This is a genomic window from Acidovorax sp. CF316 (genome assembly GCF_000276605.1).
In the GTDB taxonomy this organism is placed as follows: Bacteria; Pseudomonadota; Gammaproteobacteria; order Burkholderiales; family Burkholderiaceae_C; genus Acidovorax.
In genome coordinates, this window is sequence record NZ_AKJX01000284.1 from 1 (window position 1) to 24,237 (window position 24,237).

Sequence of the window (24,237 nt, forward strand, 5' to 3'; positions counted from 1 at the left end):
GGCGGGCCTGCCGCTGCCGCAGCAGGTGGTGCTCAAGCCGCCAGCGTCCTTCCGGCTCATCGGCCAACCGGTACCGCGGCTGGACGTGGCCGGCAAGGTCAACGGCTCGGTGGTGTACGGCATCGACGTGCGCCTGCCAGGCATGCGCTTTGCGGCGGTGGCGGCATGCCCGGTGTTCGGGGGCACGCTGGCAAGGGTGGACGAGCAGCCCGCGCTGGCCCTGCCCGGTGTGCGCCAGGTGGTGAGCATCGGCAACGCCGTGGCGGTGGTGGCCGACCACTCGTGGGCCGCCAAACAGGGGCTTGCAGCCCTGAAGATCGAATGGAACGAGGCGGGCGGGGCCGCGGTAACGACCGCGCAACTCCAGAAGGACCTGGAGCGGGGCTTCAGCCGGCAGGACGCCGCGGTGGCGCGCTCAGACGGCGACATCGCGGCGGCCATCCAAAACGCCGTGGCGCAGCATGAGGCGGTCTACCATTCGCCCTTCCTGGCGCACGCGGCCATGGAGCCCGTCAACTGCACGGTGCACCTGAAGGCCGACGGCTGCGACGTGTGGGTGGGCACGCAGGCCCCAACGCGGGCCCGGGATGCCGCAGCGCGCGGGTCGGGCCTGCCGCCAGAAAAGATCCGCATCCACAACCACCTGATCGGCGGTGGCTTTGGCCGCCGGCTCGAGGCCGACTACGTGGAGCAGTCCGTCGCCCTGGCCCGCAGCGTCAAAGGACCCGTGCAGTTCATCTGGTCGCGGGAGGAAGACATCCAGCACGACATCCTGCGCCCCATGTATGCCGACCGGTTCAGCGCGTCGCTGGACGCCCAAGGCCACCCCACGTCCATCACGCACCGGGTGGTCGGCTCGTCCATCCTGGCCCGCGTGGCACCGGGCGCTGTCCGCAACGGTCTGGACAGCGATGCCGTGGAGGCGGGCCTGGGCCCGTACGCCTGGCCTGCCGCACGGCTCGACTACGTGCGCCACGAGCCGATGCCCGGCCTGACCACCGGCTGGTGGCGCGGCGTGGGCCCGACGCACAACTGTTTCGTCGTGGAGAGCTTCGTCGATGAGCTGGCGGCCCTGGCGAAACAGGACCCTGTGCAATACCGGCTCGCCCTGCTGCCCCAGGGCTCGCGTGCGCGGGCCGTGCTGGAACTGGCAGCACAAAAGGCCGGCTGGACATCGCCGATCAAGCCGGCCGCCACCGATGGTTCCCGCAGGGGCCGCGGCGTCGCCGCGCTGTCTGCGTTCGGCAGCCACCTGGCCCAGGTGGCAGAGGTGACGGTGAACGCCGCCGGCGAGGTCCGCGTGGACCGGGTGGTGTGCGCCGTGGACTGCGGCATGGTTGTCAACCCGGACACGGTGCAGGCGCAGGTGGACGGCGGCATCCAGTTCGGCGTCACCGCTGCGTTGTGGGGCGAGATCACCATCGAGGCGGGCCGGGTTGCGCAGAGCAATTTCCACGACTACCGGTTGCTGCGACTGTCCGAGGCCCCGAAGGTCGAAGTGCACATCCTGCCGAGCCGGGAAGCGCCCGGCGGTATCGGTGAACCCGGCACCTCCGTGGTGATGGCCGCCGTGGCCAACGCCGTCTTTGCGGCGACGGGGCAGCGGGCACGCAGCCTGCCTGTGCGTGTCAGCCCCGCTTGAAACCCAACAGAACCCGGAAATCCATGTCCGCACCCTACTCCGGCACCGGCCGGCGCGCCATTACCCGACTTCTCGCCACAGCAGGTCTCGCACTACTGGTCGCGCACGGCCCCGCGCTTGCCAACCAGGCGCTGGCCAACAGCAAGAACTGCATGGTCTGCCACAGCGTCGACAGGAAACTCGTCGGCCCGTCGTTTCGCGAGATAGCAGGCCGCCACCAGGGCCAGCCCGGTGCCGCAGAGCTCCTGGCCATCAGGATCACCCAGGGCAGCAGCGGAGCCTGGGGCCCTGTGCCCATGCCGTCGCAGCCCCTGGTCCAGGCCCAGGAGGCCAAGGCGCTTGCGCAATGGATTCTGGAACAGCGCTGAGGATTCGCCCGTACAGGCACACCACGGAGCCCCGTTGGGCTAGCATGGGGCGCCTCCACAGCGTCCACCGTCCATCGCATGCGGCCATGTCCATGAGTGATATTTCCATCGCCGCCTTGCAGGCTTTTCGCGCAGTTGCGCGCTGCGGCAGTTTCACCGCTGCCGCCGATGACCTGGGGTGCGCCCAGTCGGCCGTCAGCCGGCATATCGCCTCACTCGAGAAGCACCTGCGGCAGACCCTGGTGCTGCGGGGCCACCGCCACATCCAGCTGACGGCGGCGGGAGAACTCTATCTGGAAACCGTGACCCGTGCGCTCGACGAGCTCGAGCAGGGGGCAATGCGGGTGGCCAGGGCATCCGGTGCGCCGCCCACGGTGAAGATACTGGCCATGCCCTCCTTTGCGGCGCGCTGGCTGGTGCCCCGATTGACACGGCTGCACCTGGCCCGCATCGACGTCGAGATCGAGCTGGCCACATCCATCTGGGACGCCGACTTCCGCAAGGAACGCTTTGACCTCGGAATCCACTACGGAGATGGCGCCTGGCCCGGCGCACGGCTGCTGATGCACGACAGTCTGGTTCCCGTGGCATCGCCCAGCCTTCTGGGTGGTACCCCGCTGCGGCAGATCTCGGACCTGGAGCGCTTTGCGTGGCTGCACGACTCCCTGCGCAGCAGCAAATGGCCCCAGTGGCTGGCCGCCTGCCATGGGGAGGGCCTGGCCAGCGCCCGCCACATGAAACTGCAGGACACCGAGACCACCTTGACGGCCGCGCAGGCCGGCCTGGGCATTGCGATCGGCCATGCCTGCCTGATCGAGCACGACCTGCGTGAAGGGCGCCTGGTGGAGGCCTGGCCCCGGCACGCGCCGCTGGCTGCTGGCTACCACCTGATCCAGACCCAGCGCAGCGCCCGCAACCCGGCGGCCCGTGCACTGGCCGAATGGCTGATGGATCAAACGGCGTCGTTCCGCAGCCCCGTGGCCTCTTGACCGATGCAGCAGCGCAGAAGACCATTCCGCCGTGCGTGTTGCGCGCCAGAAGCGCGGTGCTGGGGCTGGATCTGCAGGGTCTCCCCGGGCAACCCAAGCCGGTAGGATGCTGCCGCCTACCGGCCACCCCCCGCATGCACGCCACCTGCTGGCAACGCCCGCGTAGCCCTGCCAGCGCAAAGGGCACCCACCCGGGTGCAGACCTGGCGTCCGGCCGGCACGGCCGGATGCCGCAAGGTTTTTCCAATTGAGAATTCGTTCTCATCTGTATGATGGCACCCCAGTCGTCTCCCATGCACCCGTTACTCCTGCGCCTCCTGCTGCTGGCCGTGTTCTTCAACACGGCCATTGGCGTTCCCCTGCACCTTGCCGCGGGCAAGCACCTGCAGGTGGCGGCCAGCGCCGCGCAGGCGCCGGACACCGGGCCGCCTGCGCCCGAGCATGCGGAGCATGGCCACGGCGCATGCGCCTGGTGCCTGGCCCAGGCGCAGCAGGCATATGCGCTGGCCTCGGCCGCACCGCCGGTGCCACCGTGCGCTGAACCGGCCGCCACGCAGCCCCCCGGGCCACGGTCGTGCTTCATCGCCGCGCCGGACCGCTGGCCGTTCGCCGCGCGCGATCCACCGCGCCACGCCTGAGCCCCCCGCTCCCCTCCACCCCCGTTGTTGCCGCTGGTGCCTTGGCACCGGCCCGTCCCTGCGCGCGCTGCCCGGCTGGCTGGCGCGTGCGTGTCCCGCATTGCCTGCCGATCCCTGTTCACCACCATGCCCCTTCCATCCCACCACCTGCCTTCGCCCGCCCCGGCAAGGCCTGAGCACTTCTGGCTGCGCCTTCCCCTGGCCCTGGCCGCCGCGGCGCTGTGCACCGGCCACGCCATGGCCCAGGATGCCCAGCCCCAGCTGTCCACCATCGATGTGGTCGGCCGCACCGAGTCGGGCGCCTACCAGTCGGAAGAGGCCGCCGGCGCCAAGACCGAGCTGCCGCTGCGCGAGCTGCCGCAGTCCGTGCGCATCGTCACGCGCCAGGCCATCGACGACCTGGGCGCCACCAGGCTCGACGAGGTGCTCGACTACGTGGGCGGTGTCTCGCGCCAGAACAATTTCGGCGGGCTGTGGGACAACATCGCCATCCGCGGCCTGCCGGGCAATGAGAACACCGGCATGGCCACGCTGCTCAACGGCTTCTCGTCCAACCGCGGCTTCAACGCACCGCGCGACCTGGCGGGGGTGGAGCGCATCGAGTTCCTCAAGGGCACGGCGGCCGCACTGTATGGCAGCAGCGAACCCGGCGGCACGCTCAACATCGTCTCCAAACGCCCACTGTGGAAGCCCGCGCATTCGGTGGAAGGCTATGTGGGCAGCCATGGACTCCAGCGCGGCGCCTTCGACAGCACGGGGCCCATCGGCGACCACATCGCCTACCGGCTGAACGTGGCGGTGGAGGACCGCGACAGCTTTCGCGACCACGTAACGGCGCGGCGCGAAGTGGTCGCACCTGCCTTCACCTGGAAACTCGGGCGCGACACGGTGCTCGAGTATGCCGGCGAGGTGCTGCGCCACGCCACGCCGCTGGACCGCGGGGTGGTGGCAGTCAACAATCGGCTGGACGCCATCCCGCGCAGCCGCTTCCTGGGCGAGCCGGCCGACGGCCGGGTGACGGTGGAGAACCAGACGCACCAGTTCATCCTGTCGCACGAGTGGAGCAGCGATTGGCGCAGCCGGCTGGGCCTGTCGTACCGCGAAACCTCGGTCACCGGCTTCTCCACGGAAGCCACGGCGCTGCAGGCCAATGGCAACCTGACGCGCCAGCGCCGCTACCGGGACTTCTCGTCCGACGACACGGCGCTGCAGGCCGAGCTGCAGGGCAAGCTCTGGGCAGGCACCATGGAACACGAACTGCTGCTGGGCGTGGAGAGCTTTCGCTTCGGCATGGATTCGTTGATGCTGCGCGCCAACCCCACGGCAGCCGCCCCCTATGCCATCCACATTGACAACCCGGTCTACGGCCAGGCCCAGCCCACGCCGCTGGCCAATACCGACACGCGCGAGCAGCAGCGCAACACCGCCTTGTACGTGCAGGATGCGATCAAGCTCGCGCCCGACTGGCGCCTGGTCGCAGGCCTGCGCATGGACAACTACCGCCAGTCGTTGCTGAACCGCAGGGCGGGCACCACGGCCAGCCAGGATCCGTCCTCCACGTCTCCGCGCCTCGGGCTGAGCTGGCTGCCATCGCCGCAGTGGACGGTGTATGCCAATGCGGGCCGCTCCTTCCGCCCGAACGTCGGCACCGACTTCGCCACCAACAGCTTCAATCCGGAGACGGGCCGTGCCCTGGAGCTGGGTACCAAGTGGGAGAGCGCGGACCAGCGCATGGGAGCCACGGCTGCCCTGTTCGACATCCGCAAGCGCAACGTGCTCACGGCCGACCCGGGCAACAGCGGTTTCTCCGCAGCGGCCGGAGAGATCCGCAGCCGCGGGGTCGAGTTCGACTTCGCGGGCCAGGTTACCACCCACTGGCGCCTGAACGCAAGCATGGTGCTCAACGATGTGGAAGTCACCAAGGACAACACCCTGGAGGTCGGCGGGCGCCTGCTCAACGTGCCCAGGGTCAACGGCAGCGTGCTGGCGGTGTACGAGGACATGCTGGGCAACGGCCAGCGCTACGGCATCGGTGGCGGCGTGACCCACGTGGGCAAGCGCCTGGGCCAGGCGCGCACCCAGGCCGAGGCCAACGCCGCCACGCCGGCCTTCGACCTGCCGGCCTACACCACGGCCAAGCTGGTGGCGTACTGGCGCCTGTCGCCCACGCTGCGGCTGACGGTGGACGTCGACAACCTGTTCGACACGACCTACTACACCAGCTCCTACAGCCGCGTCTGGGTGGCGCCCGGTACGGCGCGCACCCTCACCGTGGGCCTGCAGGCCCGCTTCTGACCATGCCAGCCATGCAACCCCACCCCACCCCTCCACAGGCGCCGGCAACACCGGCTGCCGTACTGCACGCCAGCGGCGTCACCGCGGGCTATGGCGCCCGCACCATCGTGCAACACCTCGACCTGCAGGTGCACCGCGGGCAGATCTACGCCCTGCTCGGCTCCAACGGCGCCGGCAAGACGACCACGCTGAGCCTGTTCCTGGGCTTTCTCGCGCCCACCGCCGGCAGCGTGCGCGTGCAGGGCATCGACCCCGTGGCCGACCCGGACGGCGCGCGCAGGCAACTGGCCTACATACCCGAGAACGTGGCCCTTTATGAACACCTGAGCGCACGCGAGAACCTGGCCTACCTGCTGGACCTGGCGGGCCAGCCCGAGGATGCGCAGGCCATCGGCCAGGCGCTGCAGGCCGCAGGCCTGGACCCGGCGGCCCACGGCCGGCGCGTGGGCGGCTTCTCCAAGGGCATGCGCCAGAAGGTGGCCATTGCCCTGGCGTTGGCGCGCAGGGTGCCAGCCCTGCTGCTGGACGAGCCCACCTCGGGCCTGGACCCGCAGGCCACGGCTGAGTTCAACCGGCTGCTGGCGCTGCTGCGTGCGCAAGGCGTGGCGATCCTGATGGTGACGCACGACCTGCTGGGTGCTGCGGACGTGGCGGACCGCATCGGCTTCATTGACGCCGGGCGGCTGGTGGAGGAAGTGGCCGCCGACAGCAACGGCGACAGCGGCGGTGGCGAGCGCTTCGACGTGCGCGCGCTGCACCGGCGCTACGCCGCCCAGGGGGCTGCGGCATGACGCGCCCCGCCTGGCGGATTGCGCGCGAAGAATGGCGCCTGCTGCTGCGCGACCGCACCGCCCTGCTGGGCCTGGCCCTGCTCATGCTGCTGACCCTGGTGGCATCGGCCACCGCATGGGAGTCGCGGCGCGCGGCCGATGCGCAGCGCACGCGTTACCAGGCCCAGGCCAACCAGGAGTTCGAGGCCCAGCCCGATCGCCACCCGCACCGCATGGTGCACTACGGGCACTTCGTGTTCCGGCCGCTGAACCCGCTGGCGGCCTTCGATGCCGGGATCGACGCCTATACCGGGCACACCCTGTTCCTGGAAGGGCACCGGCAGAACAGCGCCAATTTCGGGGACGTGCGGCAATCGTCCCTGCTGCTGCGCTTCGGGCAGCTCCACCCGGCTTTCGTGCTGCAGGTTCTGGCGCCGCTGCTGCTGGTGTTCCTGGGCCATGCGGCACTGGCGCGTGAGCGCGAATCGGGCACCTTGCGGGTGCTGCTGGCGCAAGGGGTGCGGCCAGGCCAGGTCCTGCGGGGCAAGGTGCTGGCGCTGGCCGGCACGGCCCTGCTGATGCTGCTGCCCGCGGCACTGGCCCTGGCGTTCATGGGCGCGGCCACGCAACCGGTGCGGGCCGCTGCCATGCTGGCTGGCTATGCGCTGTGGCTGCTGCTCTGGGCGGTTCTGGTGGTCGGGCTGTCCGCCCTGTTCAAGCGGCGGCGCGATGCACTGCTGTGCCTGCTGGCGGTATGGACGGTGGCCATCATCCTGGTGCCACGCCTGGCCGCCGACGGCGCCGCGTTGGCCCATGCGCTGCCCACCCGCATGGAGAGCGACATCGCCGTGGCCCGCGATCTGGCCGCCCTGGGCGACAGCCACAACCCCGACGACCCGTACTTCGCGGACTTCCGCAAGCAGGTGCTGGCGCAGTACGGCGTCGCCCGGGTGGAGGACCTGCCCGTCAACTACAAGGGCCTGCTCGGCATCGAGGGCGAGCGCATGACCAGCGAGCTCTTCAATCGCTACGCCGCGGACTCGTTCGACCAGCAGGGCCGGCAAAGCGGTTTCATGGACGGCATCGGCATGGTCAGCCCGCTGCTGGCCCTGCGGCGCCTGTCGATGGCCCTGGCCGGCACCGACCTGGCAAGCTACCGCCGCTTTCTGGAGCAGGGGGAGCACTACCGCTACACGCTGATCCAGTCGCTCAACCGCCTGCAGGCCGAGAAGATCGCCTATGCCGACGACCGCAACCCCACCCGGCAGAACCGCGTGGACCGATCGCACTGGCACGATGTGGCGCACTTCCAGTACGAGCCTGCCGCGCCTTTGGCGCTGTTGCGCTCCGTGCTGCCGGCCGCCGCCGTGCTGCTGGCCTGGCTGGCCGCGCTGTCGGCGTTGCTGGCATGGGGCGCACAGCACCTCGGGAGGAGCACGCGATGATGCGCTGGATCGCCCATGAATGGCGCCTGGTGGGCCGCTCGCGCCTGTGCCTGTCGGCCCTTGTCCTGCTGTGCCTGCTGTCCGCCGTGTCCCTGTGGTCGGGCGCACGCGAAGTGGCCCGCCAGCAGGCCCATATCGCGCGGCTGGCGCCCGTGCACGAGCAGGACGTGCAGGCCGTTGCCAGGCGCTTCGCCCGGGGTGGCGACGCCGGCTATGCGGCCTACTACACCTTCTACGACACGCAGGACCCCCCTTCGGACGCCGCCTTCCTGGCCCTGGGCCTGCGCGACGTGGCACCCTATGTGCTGCGCGTGCGCGCCCTGGGGCTGCAGGCCCAGCTCTACGAGGGCGAGACCTTCAACCCCGAACTGGCCCTGGCCGGACGCTTCGACTTCGCCTTCGTGCTGGTCTACCTGGCGCCGCTGTTCATCATCGCCCTGCTGCACGACCTGGTGTCAGGCGAGCGCCAGGCGGGCCGGCTGCGCATGCTGCTAGCCATGCCGGGCGCGGGCACGCGGCTGTGGCTGCGCCGCGCCGGCCTGCGCACGGCGCTGGCCATAGCCAGCATGTCCCTGCCGCTGCTGCTGGCCGCCGCCGTGCTGCCCATCGGTGTGCCGGTGCTCGCCGGGGCGCTGGCCGCGGTCGTCGCCTACGCCGCCTTCTGGTGCGCGGTATGCGTGCTGGTGGCCACCCGGCCCTGGGGCTCCACCGCCCATGCCACGGCCCTGATGGGCTGCTGGGTCGTGCTCACCCTGGTGCTGCCCGCCCTGGCGCAGATGGCGATCGCGCGCGCCATCCCTGTGGACCAGGGCGTGGACCTCATGCTGGCACAGCGCCAGAACGTGCACGGCGCCTGGGACCAGCCGCGCGATGCCACGCTGCAGAGGTTCTTCGAGACCCACCCCGAGTGGAAGCACACGGCGCCCCTGCCCGAACGGTTCCACTGGAAGTGGTACTACGCCTTCCAGCAGCTGGGCGACGAGAGCGTGGCCCCCGCCGTCGACGCCTACCGCGCTGGCCTGGCGCGCCGCCAGGACTGGACCGGGCGCCTGGGCTGGCTGCTGCCGGGCGTGGCCGTCCAGACCACCCTGCATGCGCTGGCGCAGACCGACCTGCCGGCCCAGTTGCGCTACCAGGAGCGCATCGAGGCCTTCCACCGGGAGGTGCGCGAGTTCTACTACCCCTATGTCTTCAACGAGCGCCCCTTCGGGCCCGAGGACTTTGCCAAGAGGCCCCGCTTCTCCGCACCGGCGCCCGGAGCACCGTGGCCGGTGCTGCCCTTGCTGGCATGCCTGGCCTGGGGCCTGTGCATGGCGGGCATGGCCGCCCGCGCCCTGCGGCGGCTGGCCCCTGCCGACTGAGCCCCCAGCTCACCAGTAGACCCTGGCGAGCACCGGACCTGGTGGCCCGGTGTTCGCTTGTTCCAGGTCAAAGAGACCACCGGCGCCAGGGTCAAAATAAAGATGCATGTGAAATACCCATTAAAATAAACATATCAAATGCATCTTTAAAGGACTGCCATGAACGCCCGTGACCTCGCCTCTCCTTCCTCGATCCACCCAGGCGCGCCCTTTGCCCTGCATGCGCAGCAGCAGATCGGGCAGATCGCGGTGCAGCTGCCCGGTGCCACGGCGGTCTTCCGGCGGCTCAAGCTCGACTTCTGCTGCGGCGGCCAGGTAAGCCTGGCCCAGGCCACGGCCGACAAGGGGCTGGATGCCGGGGCCGTGGTCGCCGAGCTGGCGCAGTTGCAGCGCGGCGATGCCCTGCCCCAGGCGGGTGCCAGCGCAAACGCGCTCATCGACCTGATCGTCGCGCGCTACCACGAGGTGCACCGCGCGCAATTGCCCGAGCTGGTGCGCATGGCGCGGCGCGTGGAGGCCGTGCACCGCAGCCACCCGGCCGTGCCCACGGGCCTGGCCGATGCACTGGAGGAAACGCATGCAGAGCTGCTGGACCACATGGGCAAGGAGGAGGCCGTGCTGTTCCCCATGCTGCGCCAAGGCGGCAACCCCTTCGTGGGCATGCCCATCGGCGTGATGCGCGCCGAGCACGCCGACCATGGCGCGGCCCTGGAGCGGCTGAACGCGCTGACCCACGACACCGCCCCGCCAGAGGATGCCTGCACCACCTGGCGCGCGCTCTATGCGGGCATCGCGCAGTTCTGCGACGACCTGATCAGCCACATCCACCTGGAGAACAACGTGCTGTTCCCGCCGTTCGAGGCCCCTGCAGGTGCCGCCCATGGCCTGGACGCGGGCGCGTCGGACTGCGCCAGCCCGCGCTGCGGCTGCCATTGAACGGGAAGAACGCTGCCATGACCGAGCCAACCCATCTGGAACTCAGCGCCGAAAGCATGGCCGAGCTGGTGCACAGCTTTTACGCCGATGTGCGCGCCCACCCCTTGCTGGGCCCCGTGTTCGAGACCGCGCTGCACGGCCGCTGGGACGCGCACCTGGCGCGGCTGGTGGACTTCTGGTGCACGGTGGCGCTGGGGCAGCGGCGCTTCAAGGGGGGCGACGTGTTCGGCAAGCACATGGCGCTGTCGGGCGTCACGCCCGCGCACTTCGCGGCCTGGGTGGGGCTGTGGCAGCAGCACACCAACCGCCTGTTCGCGCCCGATTTTGCGCAGGAGCTGCAGGTGGCGGCGCATGGCATTGCGCGCAATCTGTTTCGCGGGTATTTCGGTGCCGAGCCGGCCTTCGCCGAGAGGGAGAGCGAGGCCGCGGCGCAGCGGTGAACCGCCTGGGCGGGGCGCTGGCGGCGGTGGCCTACTCGGGTTGCGGCTGCACCGCCTGCAGGCCGCGCTTGACGGCGGCCAGGGTCTTCTCCGGCAGCAGTGCATCGGCCGAGCCCAGCTGGGCCGCCAGCAGGGAGCGGCGCAGCTCCAGCTCGGCCAGGGCCTCGCTGGCGCGGCCCACCGAGGCCTTCATCGCGGCCTCGGCCTCGTCGCTCTGCCCGAAGAGCTTTTCCATGCGCTCCAGAATCGGCGGCCGGTCGCTTTCCCTGGCCTCCTTCAGGTCGACGACCGCCTGGGCGCCCTCGCGGTCCAGGACATCGGCCAGCGCGGCCTTGCGGCGGGCATCCTGCAGGCCCTTGACCAGGCCCTGCGCGGCTTTCAGGTAGGCCAGCGCAGCGCTTGCCACTGCGGGCCTGGCCGAGGTGTCGATGCGCTGCACTGCGGCGCGGGTGTCATCCAGGACCAGGGCGGCATCGTCCGCCGCCTTGAACAGCCCCTGATCGGCAACGCCCTGGAATTGCGCCAGCTGCTCCACGCCCGCAGCCAAGCGGCTGCTGGCCCCCTTGACCAGCCCACTGACCGCTTCGACCTGCCTGTCGGAAGCAAACACCCCACCTGCGGCCACAGCCAGCGTCCATGCCATCGCCAGCGCCACAACCTTCTTGCCCATGACCTCTCCCTTGTTGGAGCGGCGATCGTAGCGGAAGGCGCCGCCCGGCAAAGCGGCGGGCTGCGGGAAGCTGTCCTGCTGGCTATTTTTCCTTGGGCGTGAAGAACAGTGCCACGCCGATGGCGATCAGCGCCAGCGGCCACCAGGTCACCAGCAATTCCTTGAGGCTGATGCTGATGAGCCCCAGGTTGGTGAGCAGAAAGAACACCCCCAGTACGACCAGAACGATGGCAGCGACGTTGCCCTTCATGTGCACTTCCTCCAAGATGTTTGTGGACCGATGCGGACGGCCTCTGTCATGAATTATGGGGGCGACTCAGCCCATGCGCCCGGCAGACGCGCCCGCACGCAACACCGCCAGGTGTGCGCCCAGCACACAGCAGGCCGGCGTGACGAAGATGCCCGCGAGGTTGAACCACAGCGGCAGCTCGCTCCAGAAAGCCAGGCCCACCAGCGTGCCCAGCACACCCACGGCCAGGCCGTTGAAATAGGGATAGGCGACCGCGATGCGGGCCGCAATATGGCCCCCCAGCACACTCACCAGGGCACCGAGCACCATGCTCCAGACCAGGTAGCCGTCGTCCTCGGCCAGCTCGGCCAGGGCCTGGATGATCTGCTCTTCGCTCTGCCCCTCCATGGCCAGCAGTACGCCCTGCAGCGACACCAGCACCACACCGGCCAGGATGGACAGTGCCAGCAGGAGCGAGGTGCCCACGATGAGGGCCTTGGGGTTGATTCGGTTCAACGTAGACGCTTTCAGGGTTGTTAGCCCGCGTAATGTACTGCGCGCAGGCGCTGCCGGTCACAGCGCGCAGGCGCCGCAGGCATGGCAAGCACACAACGTGCCCGAAAAGGGCTTCGGAGTGGATAGTATCGGCAGCACCAGGGGCCCGATGGGGCACCCTGTTCCACCGGGAGGAAGGCATCCGATGCAGGCAATGGCAAGAATCATCCGTGCACCGTGGCGGTGGGTTGCGGGCATCGCCCTGCTTGTGGCGGGGCCGGCGGTAGCCGCCCCGGATGCGGCCCCGGTGCCCGGCGCCGAGTGGGAGCGCATCGCCTCGCCCGAGGCGGTGGGCTGGTCGACCCCGAAGCTGGCGCTGGCGCGCGAGCACTCGAAAGGTCTCGACACGGCGGCGGTCATGCTGGTGGTCAATGGCAAGGTGCTCGACGAATGGGGGCCTACGCAGTACCGCTTCAACATCCATTCGATACGCAAAAGCATCCTGAACGGCCTGGTGGGCATGGCGGTGGAGGAAGGCAAGATCAAGCTCGGCGCTACCCTGGGCGAGCTGGGCATCGACGACAACGCCCCCGCGCTCACCGATGCCGAAAAGCGCGCCACCGTGGCCGACCTGCTCAAGTCGCGCTCGGGCATCTACCACCCCACCCTGTACGAGTCCGCCGCCATGGCGGCAGCCCGGCCGGCGCGCGGCAGCCATGCGCCAGGGACCTTCTGGTACTACAACAACTGGGACTTCAATGCGCTGAACACCATCTACGAAGCGCAGGCCAAAACCAGCTTCTACACCGCCTTTGCCACGCGCCTGGCCCAGCCGCTGCAGATGCAGGACTGGCGCGCGCAGGACGGTGCGTACTTCACGGGCAAGGAGTCTGTACACGCCGCCTACCCCATGCACATGTCGGCCCGCGATCTGGCGCGCTTCGGACTCCTGTACCTGCGCGGCGGGCAATGGGGCGGCAAGCAGCTGATTCCGGCAGCATGGATCCAGCAAAGCATGCAGTCCTACTCCGATAGAGGAGTGGACGGGGGCTATGGCTACATGTGGTGGGTGGAGGTGGACGGGCGCCACCTGCCGTCCGTCCGCGTGCCTGCCGGCACCTTCTCGGCCCAGGGCTTTGGCGCGCACCTGGTGGTCGTGGTACCGGCCTATGACCTGGTGGTGGTGCATCGCGTGGACACCGAAGACCCCAGTAACTACGTGAGCGACGAACAGTTCGGGGAGTTGCTGAAGCTCATCCTCGATGCCCGCCTGGGCAAGTGAGCCAGAATCAGCCGCCCATGCTCCAGTTCGCCCACACCTACCGCTATGCCGAGCCCTCGTCCATGGACCTGGGGGCCGGCGCCGCACCGCACCTGCGGCTGGCCACCTCGTCGCCCGGCGAAGTGGCGCACCCGCATTTCTTCGAGGGCCGGCTGCACCAGCCGCAGTTGGCCGCGCAGTTGCTGAGTGCGGTGCACCTGCTCGTGGGCTCGCGCTTCTTCACGCCGGCCAACAGCGTGGCCAAGGCCATTGCGCTGGCCGACCCGGTGGTCACGGCCGGCAGCGGCATGCTGCGGCTCGAGGGCTTCTCGGCCTGCTGCAGCACCTACATCCGGGTGGACATGGAGCCGGCCGCCTATGCCGGTGACATCGTCGGCAAGGGCACGACCAACATCGACTTCAACGCAAGCATGCGCGCCGCGCTGGCCCAGGTGCGCGATGCCGACGGGCTGGCCCTGTCGGTAGGAGCCGCGGCCTTCACCCTGCACACCGCCGGCACGCAGGTGGTGGAAAAGAAGGTGGAGCTGCCCCTGCGCTGGCTGCGCAGCATGGTGGCCGTGCAGAGCTACCAGGCGGCCATGCGCAAGGTCTTCGAGGTCGGTGCGATCCCGGCCCTGCGCTTCGTGCGCGGCCTGCCCCGCGCATCGACCAGCAAGACCCCGCTGTGGGTGGTGGCCGGCCCCCAGGGCCTGCGCACCACGGCGCAGAACGATGGCAGCGGCGTGCGCTTTACCGACAGCAGCCGGCTGCGCGTGCTCGAAACCCTGCTGCCCAAGGCGCGCAGCCTCACGCTGTTTGCCGATGCCCAGCAGCAGGCCAGCGCCTGGTGCCTGGACTTCGGCGCCATGCGCCTGACCCTGGTGCTCAGCGCCGAGGTGTGGCGCGGCTTCTCGGGCGAGGGCCAGGCCCTGCACGCCCTCGTGCAGGCCGACGAGGCCCGCCCCGCCAGCGCCGTGCGCGCCCAGCTGCATTGGCAGGACACGCTGCGCGGCGATGCCCTCGCCGCCACGCTGCAGTGGCCCAGCGCCGATGTGGAGCGGGCGCTGCAGCTGCTCGGTGCCTCGGGCCTGGTGGGCTACGACCTGGTGCACGGCGCCTACTTCCACCGCGTGCTGCCGCTGGACCTGGCCCAGCTCGACGACATGAACCCGCGCCTGGCCGATGCCCGCGCGCTGCTGCAGGCCGGCGCAGTGCGTCTGGCCAGCGCCAGCCCGCTCGATGCCGAGGTGCACAGCGGCGACGCAAGCTACCGCGTGCGCGAGGTGGACGGCGAGCTGCGCTGCACCTGCCCCTGGTTCGCCAGGCACCAGGGCGAACGCGGCCCGTGCAAGCATGTGCTGGCGGCATGCGCCGCACAGGCTGCAACCCTCTCGCATTGACCTGCTCCCATGCACGACCACGACCACGAAGACACCACGGCCACCGGCGATTCGCCCCTTGAGCGCCACATCCTCGCAGGCGATCTCGACGCCGTGATGGACTGCATCGACGCGGCCGACGAGGCCGAGCGCAAGGTCATGCGCCGCATCGCCGAGCGCCTGATCATGCGCCGCTGGCAGCTGCTGCGCGCCGACCCCGACAGCCCCCTCACCGTGGATGGCCACACCAGCAAGGCCCGCGCCAACCGCCTGTTCCGCGCCACCGAGCTGGCCCGCTTCATGTGCAACCCGGAGCTGCCGCCCAGCGACTACTGGCAGCACATCGGCATCCAGGACATCGCGGCGTACAAGGCGCGGTTTACACCGCCGCTGTCGAGCGAGCCCATCGACCGGCAACTGCGCGGCGACAACCGGTGGCACTACCCCCACGTCATCCACCGCGCCATCGTGGCCGGCCTGGTGGAGCGCCCCGATACCGACGAGTACATCGACGCCCTGTTCTTCGGCGACCTGCGCAGCGAATCCAACGTGGTGCTCAAGCATGTCGACGCCGACCCCGGCGTGGCGCCCTGGCTGCTCCGGCTGTTCGAGCGCGAAGGCAGCTCCGACGGCAGCTTTGCCGCGCGCGAGAAGTACTGCCACGACCCCGAGCTGACCTGGAACCATGCCTTCCTCGCGCTGTGCGAGCGCGGCGTCTATACCCGCGCCCAGCTGCTGGACAGGACCCTGGGTGCGCTGGCCTGCGACTGGCCGCAGTTCAAGTCGGGCTGGTTCTCGCGCTTCCATGAACAGCTGGCCCCCACGGTGGACGAGATGGCACCCGAGGCCGATCGCTACCTGGCCCTGTGCCACAGCCGCATCGCCCCCACGGCAGGCATGGCGCTGCAGGCCTCGGCCGCGCTGTACCAGGCCGGGCGGGTCGATGCGCAGGCCGTTTGCGAGGCCGCCACGCCGCTGGTGTCGGCCACCGCCAAGGGCCAGGTGCTGGCAGCGCTGGAACTGCTGGGCCAGGTGGCAAAGAACGATGCGGCCCTGGCCCGCCATGCCAGCGGCATTGCGGCGCTGGCCCTGGGCCACACTGCGGCCGATGTGCACAAGAAGGCCATCGCCTTCCTCGCGAAATGGGGCCTGGACGATGCGGGCCGAGAGCTGGCACGCGGCTACCTGTCCTTCGTCTCGGCCGTCAACCGGCCGGCGCTGGCCGCGCTGGTGGGCGAGGCCGATGCAGCGCCGACGGCCATGGCTGCGGCCACCCCCGGGCCCGCACAGGCACCACGCAGGATCTCGCCACTGCATGCCAGCCGCGCGCTGGCCCCGCTGGAGTGGGTCGCCGACGTGGTCGAGCGCATGGCCTATGCGCTGGAGAACCCGGCCGACGTGGACGAATGGGAGCGCGTTGCAGGGGCCCTGGTGCGGCTGGCGCCCATCACCGCCGCGGACAAGGCGGCCTTCCTGGCGCTGCAAAAGCGCACCCGCAAGCTGGAGTGGCCTGCCAAACCCCTGCCCTTCGCGCTGGCCCGCGTGATGGCCGCTGCGGTGGATGGCGAGGGCACGGCCGAGGACGTGATGCGGGTGCCTGGCGATGCACCCACCCGCGCGGAGCACTTCATCGGTCCGCGCGTGCAGGGCCTCATCGCCCAGGCGCTCGCAGGCCAGGGCCTCACGCCTCTGTCCACGCCCACGCACCGGGGTGGCTTCATCGATCCGCGGCAACTGGTGCAGCGCATCCAGGCACAACTGCGCGCCGGGGTCATGGCCCCCCTGTCCGAACAGGTGCTGGCGCTGATGCGGTTGGTGCCGGCCCCCATGGACGAGGCGGCGGCGCGCACCGCGCTCGCAGAGGCGCAGGGCATCACAGCCTCCACCCCGCTGGTACAGGCCCTGCGCTACGCACTGGGCGATGGCACGGTCAAGGTGCCGGCGGACGCTGCAGCACGCCCTCTGTTCCTCGCCGCCGCACGCGTGCGCTCACCCCACGCGGACGATGCCCCCACGCTCGCTGCCTATGGCGACCTGGGCCCGGACGGCCCACTGCACCCTCGCCTGGGCTGGCATGTCCTGAGCCGCAGCACCGAGTACGGGTACACCTTCCACCACCTGTACCTCAGACACCAACCCGCGCTGCAGCCGCAGGAGCACGCGCAGCCCCACCACACCGCCCTGGCCCTGTGCGCCAAGCACCTGGCCGATACGCGCTGGAGCACCGAGCACGAGGCGGCCCACATCCGCTTTGCCGCCAGCCTGCTGCCTTCGGGCCTGGAGCCGCTGTTTGCCGAGGCCGCACGCACCATGGGCAACAATGTGGATTGGGACGAGGCACAGTGGCAGAACCGCGCCTACCTCGACCTGCTGCTGGAGCCCACCACCCCGCTCACACCCATGGCCGTGCTGCTGCTGGCCGTGGCCCTGGCCGGCAAGGAGCCCGGGCAGGCGGCTCTGGCCGTGGATGCGCTGGTGCAGGGCGTGCAGGACGGGCGGCTCGATGTCCATGCCCTGGGGCGCACGCTGGCAAGCCTGTGGGCCACACCCCTGGTCAAGGGCCCGCGCTATGCCAAGAGCCTGACCGCCGCGGCCCAGGCGCATGCGGCCATGCCGGTGGCCGTATTCACCCTGCTCTGCGCGATGCTGGAAGAGCCCATGACCACCTGGCGCAAGGACCAGGCGCCCCTGCTGGAGTTGCTGCTCGAGCTGCACCTGGCGCAGGGCCTGGCCCTGCCGGCCAGCACCACGGCCGCCCTGGCCGCCATGAAGCTGGGCGGCAAGGGCAAGGCGGCCCAGCTCAAGCTGTTGGGCCGCTAGCGTAGCTCAGGCCCGCGCTGGCCATGAAGCCCTTGGGGTCGAAACGGCTCCAGGCCTCACCCCAGGGAAAGGACACCGAATGGTTTCCGAAATTGCGGCCCAGTTGCTGGTGCAGCACGCGGCGTACGAAGGCGATTTCGTTGTCGATGGCCTTCTGCGTGGGCCAGCCGTCCTCCTCCTGGGCGCCGGGCAGACCCACGCCCATGAGCACCATGTTCAGCAGGCCCTCGTGGAAGCCCACCGACAACCAGCACGGCATGCCGCCGAAGTCGAAACCGCTGAACGATGACCACGCGTAGCCATTGCCATGGTCGTGCGTGCCCTTGAAGAACTCCGCCATCCGCGCCTCGGCCTGCGCCTTGGCCAGCCCCTGGTGCCAGGATCGGCCAGAGGGCTGCAGCACCAAGGCCCCGTCGTCGGGGGCTATCACCAGGGCTTCGCGCTGGGGCATGCGTTCAGCGGCTGCGCCGCGCCACCAGCCAGCCCCCGAACCAGCAGCCCGCCACGGTGAAGAAGGCATTGGCCAGGTCGAACCACCAGTCCCAGCCCGAGCCCGTGCCGATGGCCAGGCCGATGGAGATGGCGGTGAGCAAAAGCGCCACCACCAGGTTGTTGGCATAGGGGTGCGCCGGTGCCAGCCGCGCCGTGACGTAACCGCCCGGTATGCACATGGCCCCGCCCACCAGCAGCAGCGCCAGCGTGCCCAGGTTGCCGTCCAGGAACTCGGTCACCATCTGGGCCATCTGCGCGTCGCCCGCCCCCTGGGCCTGGAACCACCACGAGGCCAGGTACCACAGGCCATAGGCAATGGCGGGCAGGAGCAGCAGCATCAACACGACGCCGGCAAGGATGGCTTTGAAACTGAATCGGTGCACGAATGGCTTCCTTGGGTGCGGGGGGATTGGTTGCGCGATGGTACCCGCCCGGCCCGCGCGTGGCGCCATCGCCCGCGCCGGGGCACGGGCTTATGCTGCTGTGCTTGCAGCAGGCCCCTGGATGGCCGGCAGGCGTGCCGTGAAGCAGGTGCCGCTTTCGCGCGCAGAGCGCACCTGCAGCGTGCCGCCATGCGCACGCACGATCTGCGCGCAGATGTGCAGGCCCAGGCCCAGGCCGCCCCCTGGCGCACTCTCCACCGGGCGCCAGAAGGGCTCGAAGATCCGGTCGAGGTTGGCGGCCGCGATGGGCTCGCCGCCATTGGCGACGGCGATGCTGAGCCAGCCCTGGTCGAGCGAGACATCCACGCCCACGGGCTGATCGTTGCCACCGTAGGCGAGTGCATTGCCGAGCAGGTTGGACAGCAACTGCTGCACGCGGCCCACATCGCATTCCACCACCCCGAACAGCCGGTACTGCTCCACGATCTGCGAGTCGGGGTGCGCATCGCGCAACTCGCCCACCACCTGGCGCAGCGCGGCCTGCAGGTCGGGCACCGCCTCGATGCGCACCCCCATGCCGGCGCCCAGCCGCGCGCGTGCGAAGTCGAGCACGTCGTCGATCAGGTGCGACATGCGCTGCGTGGTGGCGCGCAGCCGCTGGCCATAGCGGGCCACGGCGGCGTCGTCCTCGCGGCGCGCCAGGATCTCGCCGATGGCCCCCACCGAGGCCAGCGGGTTGCGCAGGTCATGCCCCAGCACGGCGATGAACTGGTCGCGCAGCTCGGCCGTGGCCTGCGCATCGAGCAGCGCGGTCTCGGTGGCCTCCTGGCGCTGCTCCACATCGAGCTGGCGCCCGATCAGCTCGGCAAAGCTCTGGAACATGGACACCGTCTTGGGGTTGGACAACTGGTTGGGGCTGGGGTCGATGGCGCACAGGTTGCCGAAGTAATCCCCATTAGGCCGCACGATGGGCACGGAGATGTAGCTCTCGATGTTGTACAGCCGCGGTGTGTGGTGCGTGGCGTAGGTCGGGTCGGTGCTGGCGTGGTCGAACACCACAGGCTGGCGCGCGGCGCGCGACTCCTTGCACAGGGTGGTGTGCACGTCGAGCTGGCCGCCGGGCAGAAGGCCGAAGTTGATCTGGTCTTCCACCGCGCAGGCGGTCCAGGTGCCGTCGGTCACCCGCGCCACGGCGGCAAAGCGCATGCCGGTGTTGTCGCAGACGATGCGCAGCAGCGACGGCACGGCGCTGATGCGGGAGACGGCGGCAATGTCGCGGGCTATGGAGGCGGGGCTGTCGTCCACACGGGGCCTGGGCAAGGGATACGAGGCAACCATTACAGCACGCGTGCCAAAAGGCCGCTGTGTCCTGGGACATGGTCCGGCCCTCGCACCCCGGCCCCGGCGCTGCCGCCAGGGCCTCAATGCACCACACCGGCCCTGGACACCACTGCGCCCTTGGCGACCCCCTTGCCGTGGCGCAGGAAACGGTGCTGCACGGACACGAACCTCTCGTCCCCGTGGCTGATGGACATCCCCGGCGCGAAGCGCTGGAAGATCGTGAGCGACCTCTTGCAGACCCCGCTGTGCTCGGCGATCACGGGCATCCAGCCGCGCCAGGGAAGCTGGCTGGCGCGAGCCCGCCTTTTTTTCAATGCTGCGTGGCGCGCATCGGCCCGGCCAGCGATCTGCGCCTGGAAGTTCTATGCGGAGGAGCGGCCGTCGAGAATGCCATTGGCCAGCTCCAGCAGCGGGTGCGTGAGGTCCGCATCCAGGCCGCTGGCCAGCAGTTGGTCCAGGGCCTGCCTGGCGACCGCGGCGGACTCTTCGGTGCGGCCGCTGGCGCCCAGCAGGTCCGCCAGCAGCACCTCGAGTTCCAGGCGCTGGAGCCGGTCACGCACCCCGTCCTGCGACCCGCCTGGGGGGACAGGCCCCAACCCCTGCCGCACGGTGTCGATGGCCTCGTCCAGCCGCCCCCGGCTGGCCAGCAGGGTGGCTTTGACGAGGCATTGCTGCAGGTGCATGGGATGGCTCTGCGGAGTGGGGTTCTGCCCACCACTATGGCACAGGCGCTCCGCCATGGCCGGCGCTGCCGCGGTGGCCATGGCGAGTTTGCGGCCGTCGGCGGTCAGAGGGGGTGATTCGATCCGGCAGGCTGCAGCGCCAGCGGCCAGGGCGTGCGCCGGTCCACCAGGTGCTGCGGGCCCAGCTCGGCGCAGGAGCAGACACCCAACAGGGCCAGGTTGCGGTCCACCTCCGCGCGCAGCAGGCCGATGGCGGCGGCCACGCCGGCCTCGCCATCCACGGCGGCGGCGTAGTTGAAGGGCCGGCCCGCGAACACGGCCTGCGCGCCCAGCGCCAGGGCCTTGGCCACATCGGTGCCGCGGCTGATGCCGCCGTCCAGCATGACCACCATGGCGCTACCGGCCTGCTCGGCAATGGCCGGCAGCACGCGCAGCGGGGCCACGGCGCCATCGAGCTGGCGGCCGCCGTGGTTGCTGACGACGATGCCGTCCACCCCGTGCTGGCGCGCCAGCGCGGCATCGTGCGGGCTGAGGATGCCCTTGACCACCAGGGCCCCGCGCCACTGGCGCCGGATCTGCGCGATGTGGCCCCAGTCGAGGTGGTCGCGCCCGGAGAAGTCGCGCTGCACGCGCGAGGACAGGATGGGCGCGCCGCGCTCGGCAAACGAGTTCTCGAAGTGCGGCATGCCATGGCGCACCAGCGTGCGCAGCAAGGTGCCCGCCAGCCAGCGCGGACGCACCAGCCCGTCCCACGCCAGGCGCAGGCTGGGCCGCAGGGGGGTGGAAAAGCCCGCACGCAGGTTGTTCTCGCGGTTGCCGGCCACCGGGATGTCCACCGTGACCACCAGGGTCTGCACACCGGCTGCGGCCACGCGCTGCAGCAGCGCCTCGATGCGCTCGGGCGCGCCCGGCAGGTAGGCCTGGAACCAGGTGCCGGGCGCGGCCGCCATCACCTCCTCAAGCCGGATCAGCGAGCTGCCGCTCTGCACTGCGGGTATGCCCGCCGCCGCCGCGGCCCGCGCCAGCACCACATCGCCCCGGTAGGCCGACAGCGCCGTGATGCCCATGGGCGCAATGCCGAAGGGGCTCGCATAGCGCGTGCCGAACAGCGTGACGCCCTGGTCGCGCTGGGCCACGTTGCGCAGCACCCTCGGCACCAGCGCCAGCTCGTCGAAGGCCTGGCGGTTGCCGGCCAGGGCGCGGTTGTCCTCGGCCGCGCCGGCGATGTAGCCAAAGATCGGGCGCGGCAGCACGCGGCGGGCCGCGGCCTCGAAGTCGCCCAGCGACAGCAGGTCGCGCGTGCGCCCGCTGCGGCGCGTGCCGTCGAAGGCTTGCCAGGGACTGATGGCTGGAGCGGAGGGAGAGGGCATTGCGGAAGTTTCATGGAAGTGAAAGCCGAAAGCCAGTGTCCGGCATCCCAACCCATCAAGAAAGCGAATTTATTAACATCACCTTGTTCGCCAAATAGAAACACCCAGGCCATGACGCTCAAGCAACTCGAAGCCTTCTACTGGGCTGCCACCTGCAGCAGCTTTGCCATGGCGGCCGATCGCGTGCACGTGTCGGTATCGTCCCTGTCCAAGCGCATCGCCGAGCTGGAGGCCTCGCTGGGCCAGGTGCTGTTCGACCGCGCCGGCCACCGCGCGGCGCTGACCGAGGCAGGCACGCGGCTGGTGCCCCTGGCCGCCGCCTTGCTGCGGCAGACCGACCTGGTGCACCAGGCCATGGGCGCCACCACCGGCCTGCGCGGCCCCTGCCGCCTGGGCGTGGGCGAGCTCACGGCGCTGACCTGGCTGCCGCGCCTGGTGGCGGCCATCGGCAGCGCCCACCCCGACCTGGAGGTCAGCGTACACGTGGATGTGGGCGCGGCCCTGGCCGAGCGGCTGGACAAGGGCGAGCTCGACGTGGCGGTGATCGCCGGGCCCGCAAGCCGCAGCGCACTCACCTCGGTGCCCATCGCCCAGGCCACATTCACTTGGTGCGCCAGCCCTGCGGTGGCTGCGGGGCTGGCGGCCATGGATGCCAACGCCATGAAGGCCCACGCCTTGGTCAGCCTGCCCCAGGGCTCGGGCGTGACCCAGCTCATCGACGACTGGCTGCGCCAGGCCGGCGCCCAGCCTGTGCGCCGCCTGCATTGCAACCACTGGGGCGCCATTGCCGGCCTGCTGGCGCACAGCGGCGGCATCGGCCTGTTGCCCCTGGGCTGGGCGCAGGCGCTGTGCGGGCGCGGCGTGCTGCAACAGCTGCCCAGCCGCGTGCCGCTGGGCCTGCTGGACTACGCGCTGCACCACCGGCGCGATGACCTGCGGCCGCTGGTGGCGGCGCTGCGCGACATTGCGGTGCGCGAGGCGGACTTCACGGTGGCGGGCAGTGTGTTCTGAGCGCCCACATGGCGCCCTGACTTCAGGCAGAATCGCCGGCCCTCCACGCCGCACGCCCTGCCCATGACCACCGCTGCCTCAATCGACATCGCCCAGTCCACCCCCACGGGGGGCGCCATCGCTCGCGAGGTGATGGAGCACTACGCCCTGGGCGAGGTGACCCATTGCGTGCTGATGCGGCGCGGCTTCAACCAGGTGTACGAACTGCGCTTTGCCGACGGCCGGCAGGCCGTGGCACGGCTGTGCGCCGACCGTCCGCGCGGTGCACCCAATACCGCCTATGAGACGGCGATGCTCTGGCACCTGAAGGCCGCAGGGGCACCTGTGGCGGCGCCGCTGGCCGCGCGCGACGGTGCGGCCAGCATAGCCCTGCCGCTGCCCGAGGGGCCGCGCCCGCTGGTGCTGTTCGAGCACCTTTCGGGCGAGTGGCCGGGCGAGTCCGTGCCGGACACCGAGGCCACGGGCCGCGGCCTGGCCCTGCTGCATGAACTGGCGCAGGGCTACGCGGGCCCGCCCAGCCGGTACCAGCTCGACCTGCCCGACCTGCTGCGCGCCCCGCTGCAACAGCTGTGCGCAGCGCCGGCCATGGACGATGGCCTGCGCGCCGCGTACACGGCCCTGGCCGGGCGCCTGGACGCGCGCATCAGCGCCCTGCGGCCCTCGCTGACCCGCGTGGCCTGCCATGGCGACTGCCACGGCGCCAACAACTTCATGACCGATGGCCCCGACGGCACGCGCCTGGCCTCGTTCTTCGACTTCGACGATGCGGGCCCGGGGCTGCTGGCCTATGAGCTGTGCGTGTACTTGTGGAACACCTTGCCGCGCAAGGTGGGCGGCGCGCTCGACGAGGCCGGGCTCACGCGCTGGCGCCACTACCTGGCGGGCTACCGCAGCGTGCGCGCACTGGGAGAGGCAGACTTCGAGGCGATTGCCGCCTTCCTGAACGTGCGGCATTTCTGGATCATGGGCGAGACGGCCGGGCGCCATGCTACCTGGGGCACACAGACCATGCCGACCAGCCAGCTGCGCCAGGTGCTCAAGATCATGGAGTACTGGGAGTCGTTCAAGACCCCTGAGTGAGCAGCCTCGGCCGCACCCCGCAAAAAAAGCCCGCACGAGGCGGGCAACTTGCTTGCACAAGGGAGGCGCCGACCACGGGTGGGTCGACGGGGAAATCATAGCCCTGGCCCCCCAAAAACGGGTGTGAAGTAGTTCACGC

24 protein-coding genes are annotated in these 24,237 nt (G+C 70.2%); 15 read left to right on the top strand and 9 right to left on the bottom strand.

All coding sequences use genetic code 11. The features are described 5' to 3' along the window. The 10 genes from PMI14_RS31635 to PMI14_RS31680 form a co-directional block, all read left to right on the top strand. Positions 1-1,642, top strand: a 1,642-nt coding sequence (locus PMI14_RS31635) for a xanthine dehydrogenase family protein molybdopterin-binding subunit (protein ID WP_007861554.1), incomplete at its 5' end; no start/stop codon positions are given. Positions 1,643-1,665: 23 nt separating this feature from the next. Beyond that, complete coding sequence (locus PMI14_RS31640) at positions 1,666-2,010, top strand: c-type cytochrome (RefSeq protein WP_007861555.1); 345 nt, start codon at positions 1,666-1,668, stop codon at positions 2,008-2,010. Between the two features lie 92 nt (positions 2,011-2,102). Next, positions 2,103-2,999: a LysR substrate-binding domain-containing protein gene (locus PMI14_RS31645; protein ID WP_108016520.1), complete on the top strand. Its 897-nt coding sequence runs from the start codon at positions 2,103-2,105 to the stop codon at positions 2,997-2,999. Between the two features lie 293 nt (positions 3,000-3,292). Further along, positions 3,293-3,637: a DUF2946 family protein gene (locus PMI14_RS31650; protein ID WP_007861557.1), complete on the top strand. Its 345-nt coding sequence runs from the start codon at positions 3,293-3,295 to the stop codon at positions 3,635-3,637. A 126-nt stretch (positions 3,638-3,763) separates the two neighbouring features. Next, complete coding sequence (locus PMI14_RS31655) at positions 3,764-5,932, top strand: TonB-dependent siderophore receptor (protein ID WP_007861558.1); 2,169 nt, start codon at positions 3,764-3,766, stop codon at positions 5,930-5,932. A gap of 11 nt (positions 5,933-5,943) precedes the next feature. Next, positions 5,944-6,723, top strand: coding sequence for an ABC transporter ATP-binding protein (locus PMI14_RS31660; protein ID WP_007861559.1), 780 nt, complete (start codon positions 5,944-5,946; stop codon positions 6,721-6,723). After that, positions 6,720-8,147 carry a DUF3526 domain-containing protein gene (locus PMI14_RS31665; RefSeq protein WP_007861560.1) on the top strand — a complete coding sequence of 476 codons (1,428 nt, stop codon included), beginning with the start codon at positions 6,720-6,722 and terminating at the stop codon, positions 8,145-8,147. Before PMI14_RS31660 ends, PMI14_RS31665 begins: the two co-directional genes overlap by 4 nt. Next, positions 8,144-9,508 (top strand): DUF3526 domain-containing protein, encoded by a 1,365-nt coding sequence (locus PMI14_RS31670; protein WP_238541941.1) that lies wholly within the window; start codon positions 8,144-8,146, stop codon positions 9,506-9,508. Before PMI14_RS31665 ends, PMI14_RS31670 begins: the two co-directional genes overlap by 4 nt. A gap of 159 nt (positions 9,509-9,667) precedes the next feature. Next, positions 9,668-10,444 carry an iron-sulfur cluster repair protein YtfE gene (gene ytfE / locus PMI14_RS31675; RefSeq protein ID WP_007861562.1) on the top strand — a complete coding sequence of 259 codons (777 nt, stop codon included), beginning with the start codon at positions 9,668-9,670 and terminating at the stop codon, positions 10,442-10,444. A 17-nt stretch (positions 10,445-10,461) separates the two neighbouring features. Continuing rightward, on the top strand, positions 10,462-10,884 hold the full coding sequence (locus PMI14_RS31680) for a group III truncated hemoglobin (RefSeq protein WP_007861563.1): 423 nt from the start codon (positions 10,462-10,464) through the stop codon (positions 10,882-10,884). A 31-nt stretch (positions 10,885-10,915) separates the two neighbouring features. Here PMI14_RS31680 and PMI14_RS31685 read toward each other — a convergent pair whose 3' ends face one another. The 3 genes from PMI14_RS31685 to PMI14_RS31695 all read right to left on the bottom strand — a co-directional run bounded on the left by PMI14_RS31685 (position 10,916) and on the right by PMI14_RS31695 (position 12,299). Next, on the bottom strand, positions 10,916-11,554 hold the full coding sequence (locus PMI14_RS31685) for a hypothetical protein (protein ID WP_007861564.1): 639 nt from the start codon (positions 11,552-11,554) through the stop codon (positions 10,916-10,918). Between the two features lie 82 nt (positions 11,555-11,636). Next, a complete protein-coding gene (locus tag PMI14_RS35390; protein ID WP_007861565.1) occupies positions 11,637-11,804 on the bottom strand; it encodes a LiaI-LiaF-like domain-containing protein in 168 nt (55 codons plus the stop codon). A 66-nt stretch (positions 11,805-11,870) separates the two neighbouring features. Next, positions 11,871-12,299 carry a hypothetical protein gene (locus PMI14_RS31695; protein WP_007861566.1) on the bottom strand — a complete coding sequence of 143 codons (429 nt, stop codon included), beginning with the start codon at positions 12,297-12,299 and terminating at the stop codon, positions 11,871-11,873. 193 nt (positions 12,300-12,492) lie between these two features. Here PMI14_RS31695 and PMI14_RS31700 point away from each other — a divergent pair, with 193 nt between their 5' ends. Genes PMI14_RS31700 through PMI14_RS31710 form a run of 3 tightly spaced genes read left to right on the top strand, consistent with a single transcriptional unit; the run spans position 12,493 to position 17,738 of the window. Next, positions 12,493-13,560, top strand: coding sequence for a serine hydrolase (locus PMI14_RS31700; RefSeq protein WP_238541942.1), 1,068 nt, complete (start codon positions 12,493-12,495; stop codon positions 13,558-13,560). 17 nt (positions 13,561-13,577) lie between these two features. Continuing rightward, positions 13,578-14,939 (top strand): SWIM zinc finger family protein, encoded by a 1,362-nt coding sequence (locus PMI14_RS31705; RefSeq protein WP_007861568.1) that lies wholly within the window; start codon positions 13,578-13,580, stop codon positions 14,937-14,939. Positions 14,940-14,948: 9 nt separating this feature from the next. After that, positions 14,949-17,738: a DUF6493 family protein gene (locus PMI14_RS31710; RefSeq protein ID WP_007861569.1), complete on the top strand. Its 2,790-nt coding sequence runs from the start codon at positions 14,949-14,951 to the stop codon at positions 17,736-17,738. On the opposite strand, the gene PMI14_RS31715 is transcribed toward PMI14_RS31710, so the two are convergent. The 6 genes from PMI14_RS31715 to PMI14_RS31740 form a co-directional block, all read right to left on the bottom strand. Then, the gene (locus PMI14_RS31715) at positions 17,719-18,189 is read right to left on the bottom strand and encodes a hypothetical protein (RefSeq protein WP_007861570.1); all 471 of its coding nucleotides are present in this window, start codon (positions 18,187-18,189) and stop codon (positions 17,719-17,721) included. The genes PMI14_RS31710 and PMI14_RS31715 overlap by 20 nt on opposite strands. Positions 18,190-18,193: 4 nt before the next feature. Continuing rightward, entirely contained in the window at positions 18,194-18,613 is a 420-nt protein-coding gene (locus PMI14_RS31720) for a hypothetical protein (RefSeq protein WP_007861571.1), read from the bottom strand. 90 nt (positions 18,614-18,703) lie between these two features. Continuing rightward, positions 18,704-19,918, bottom strand: a complete 1,215-nt coding sequence (locus tag PMI14_RS31725) for a GAF domain-containing sensor histidine kinase (RefSeq protein WP_007861572.1) — start codon at positions 19,916-19,918, stop codon at positions 18,704-18,706. A gap of 116 nt (positions 19,919-20,034) precedes the next feature. Beyond that, positions 20,035-20,220: a hypothetical protein gene (locus PMI14_RS31730; protein WP_007861573.1), complete on the bottom strand. Its 186-nt coding sequence runs from the start codon at positions 20,218-20,220 to the stop codon at positions 20,035-20,037. A 96-nt stretch (positions 20,221-20,316) separates the two neighbouring features. Then, a complete protein-coding gene (locus PMI14_RS31735; RefSeq protein ID WP_035206403.1) occupies positions 20,317-20,637 on the bottom strand; it encodes a hypothetical protein in 321 nt (106 codons plus the stop codon). A 104-nt stretch (positions 20,638-20,741) separates the two neighbouring features. Beyond that, on the bottom strand, positions 20,742-22,007 hold the full coding sequence (locus PMI14_RS31740) for an alpha-hydroxy acid oxidase (RefSeq protein WP_007861575.1): 1,266 nt from the start codon (positions 22,005-22,007) through the stop codon (positions 20,742-20,744). A 111-nt stretch (positions 22,008-22,118) separates the two neighbouring features. On the opposite strand from PMI14_RS31740, the gene PMI14_RS31745 reads away from it, so the two are divergent. Beyond that, positions 22,119-23,018, top strand: coding sequence for a LysR family transcriptional regulator (locus tag PMI14_RS31745; RefSeq protein ID WP_007861576.1), 900 nt, complete (start codon positions 22,119-22,121; stop codon positions 23,016-23,018). A 63-nt stretch (positions 23,019-23,081) separates the two neighbouring features. Beyond that, the gene (locus PMI14_RS31750) at positions 23,082-24,098 is read left to right on the top strand and encodes a phosphotransferase enzyme family protein (RefSeq protein WP_007861578.1); all 1,017 of its coding nucleotides are present in this window, start codon (positions 23,082-23,084) and stop codon (positions 24,096-24,098) included. The last annotated feature ends 139 nt before the right edge of the window (positions 24,099-24,237 follow it).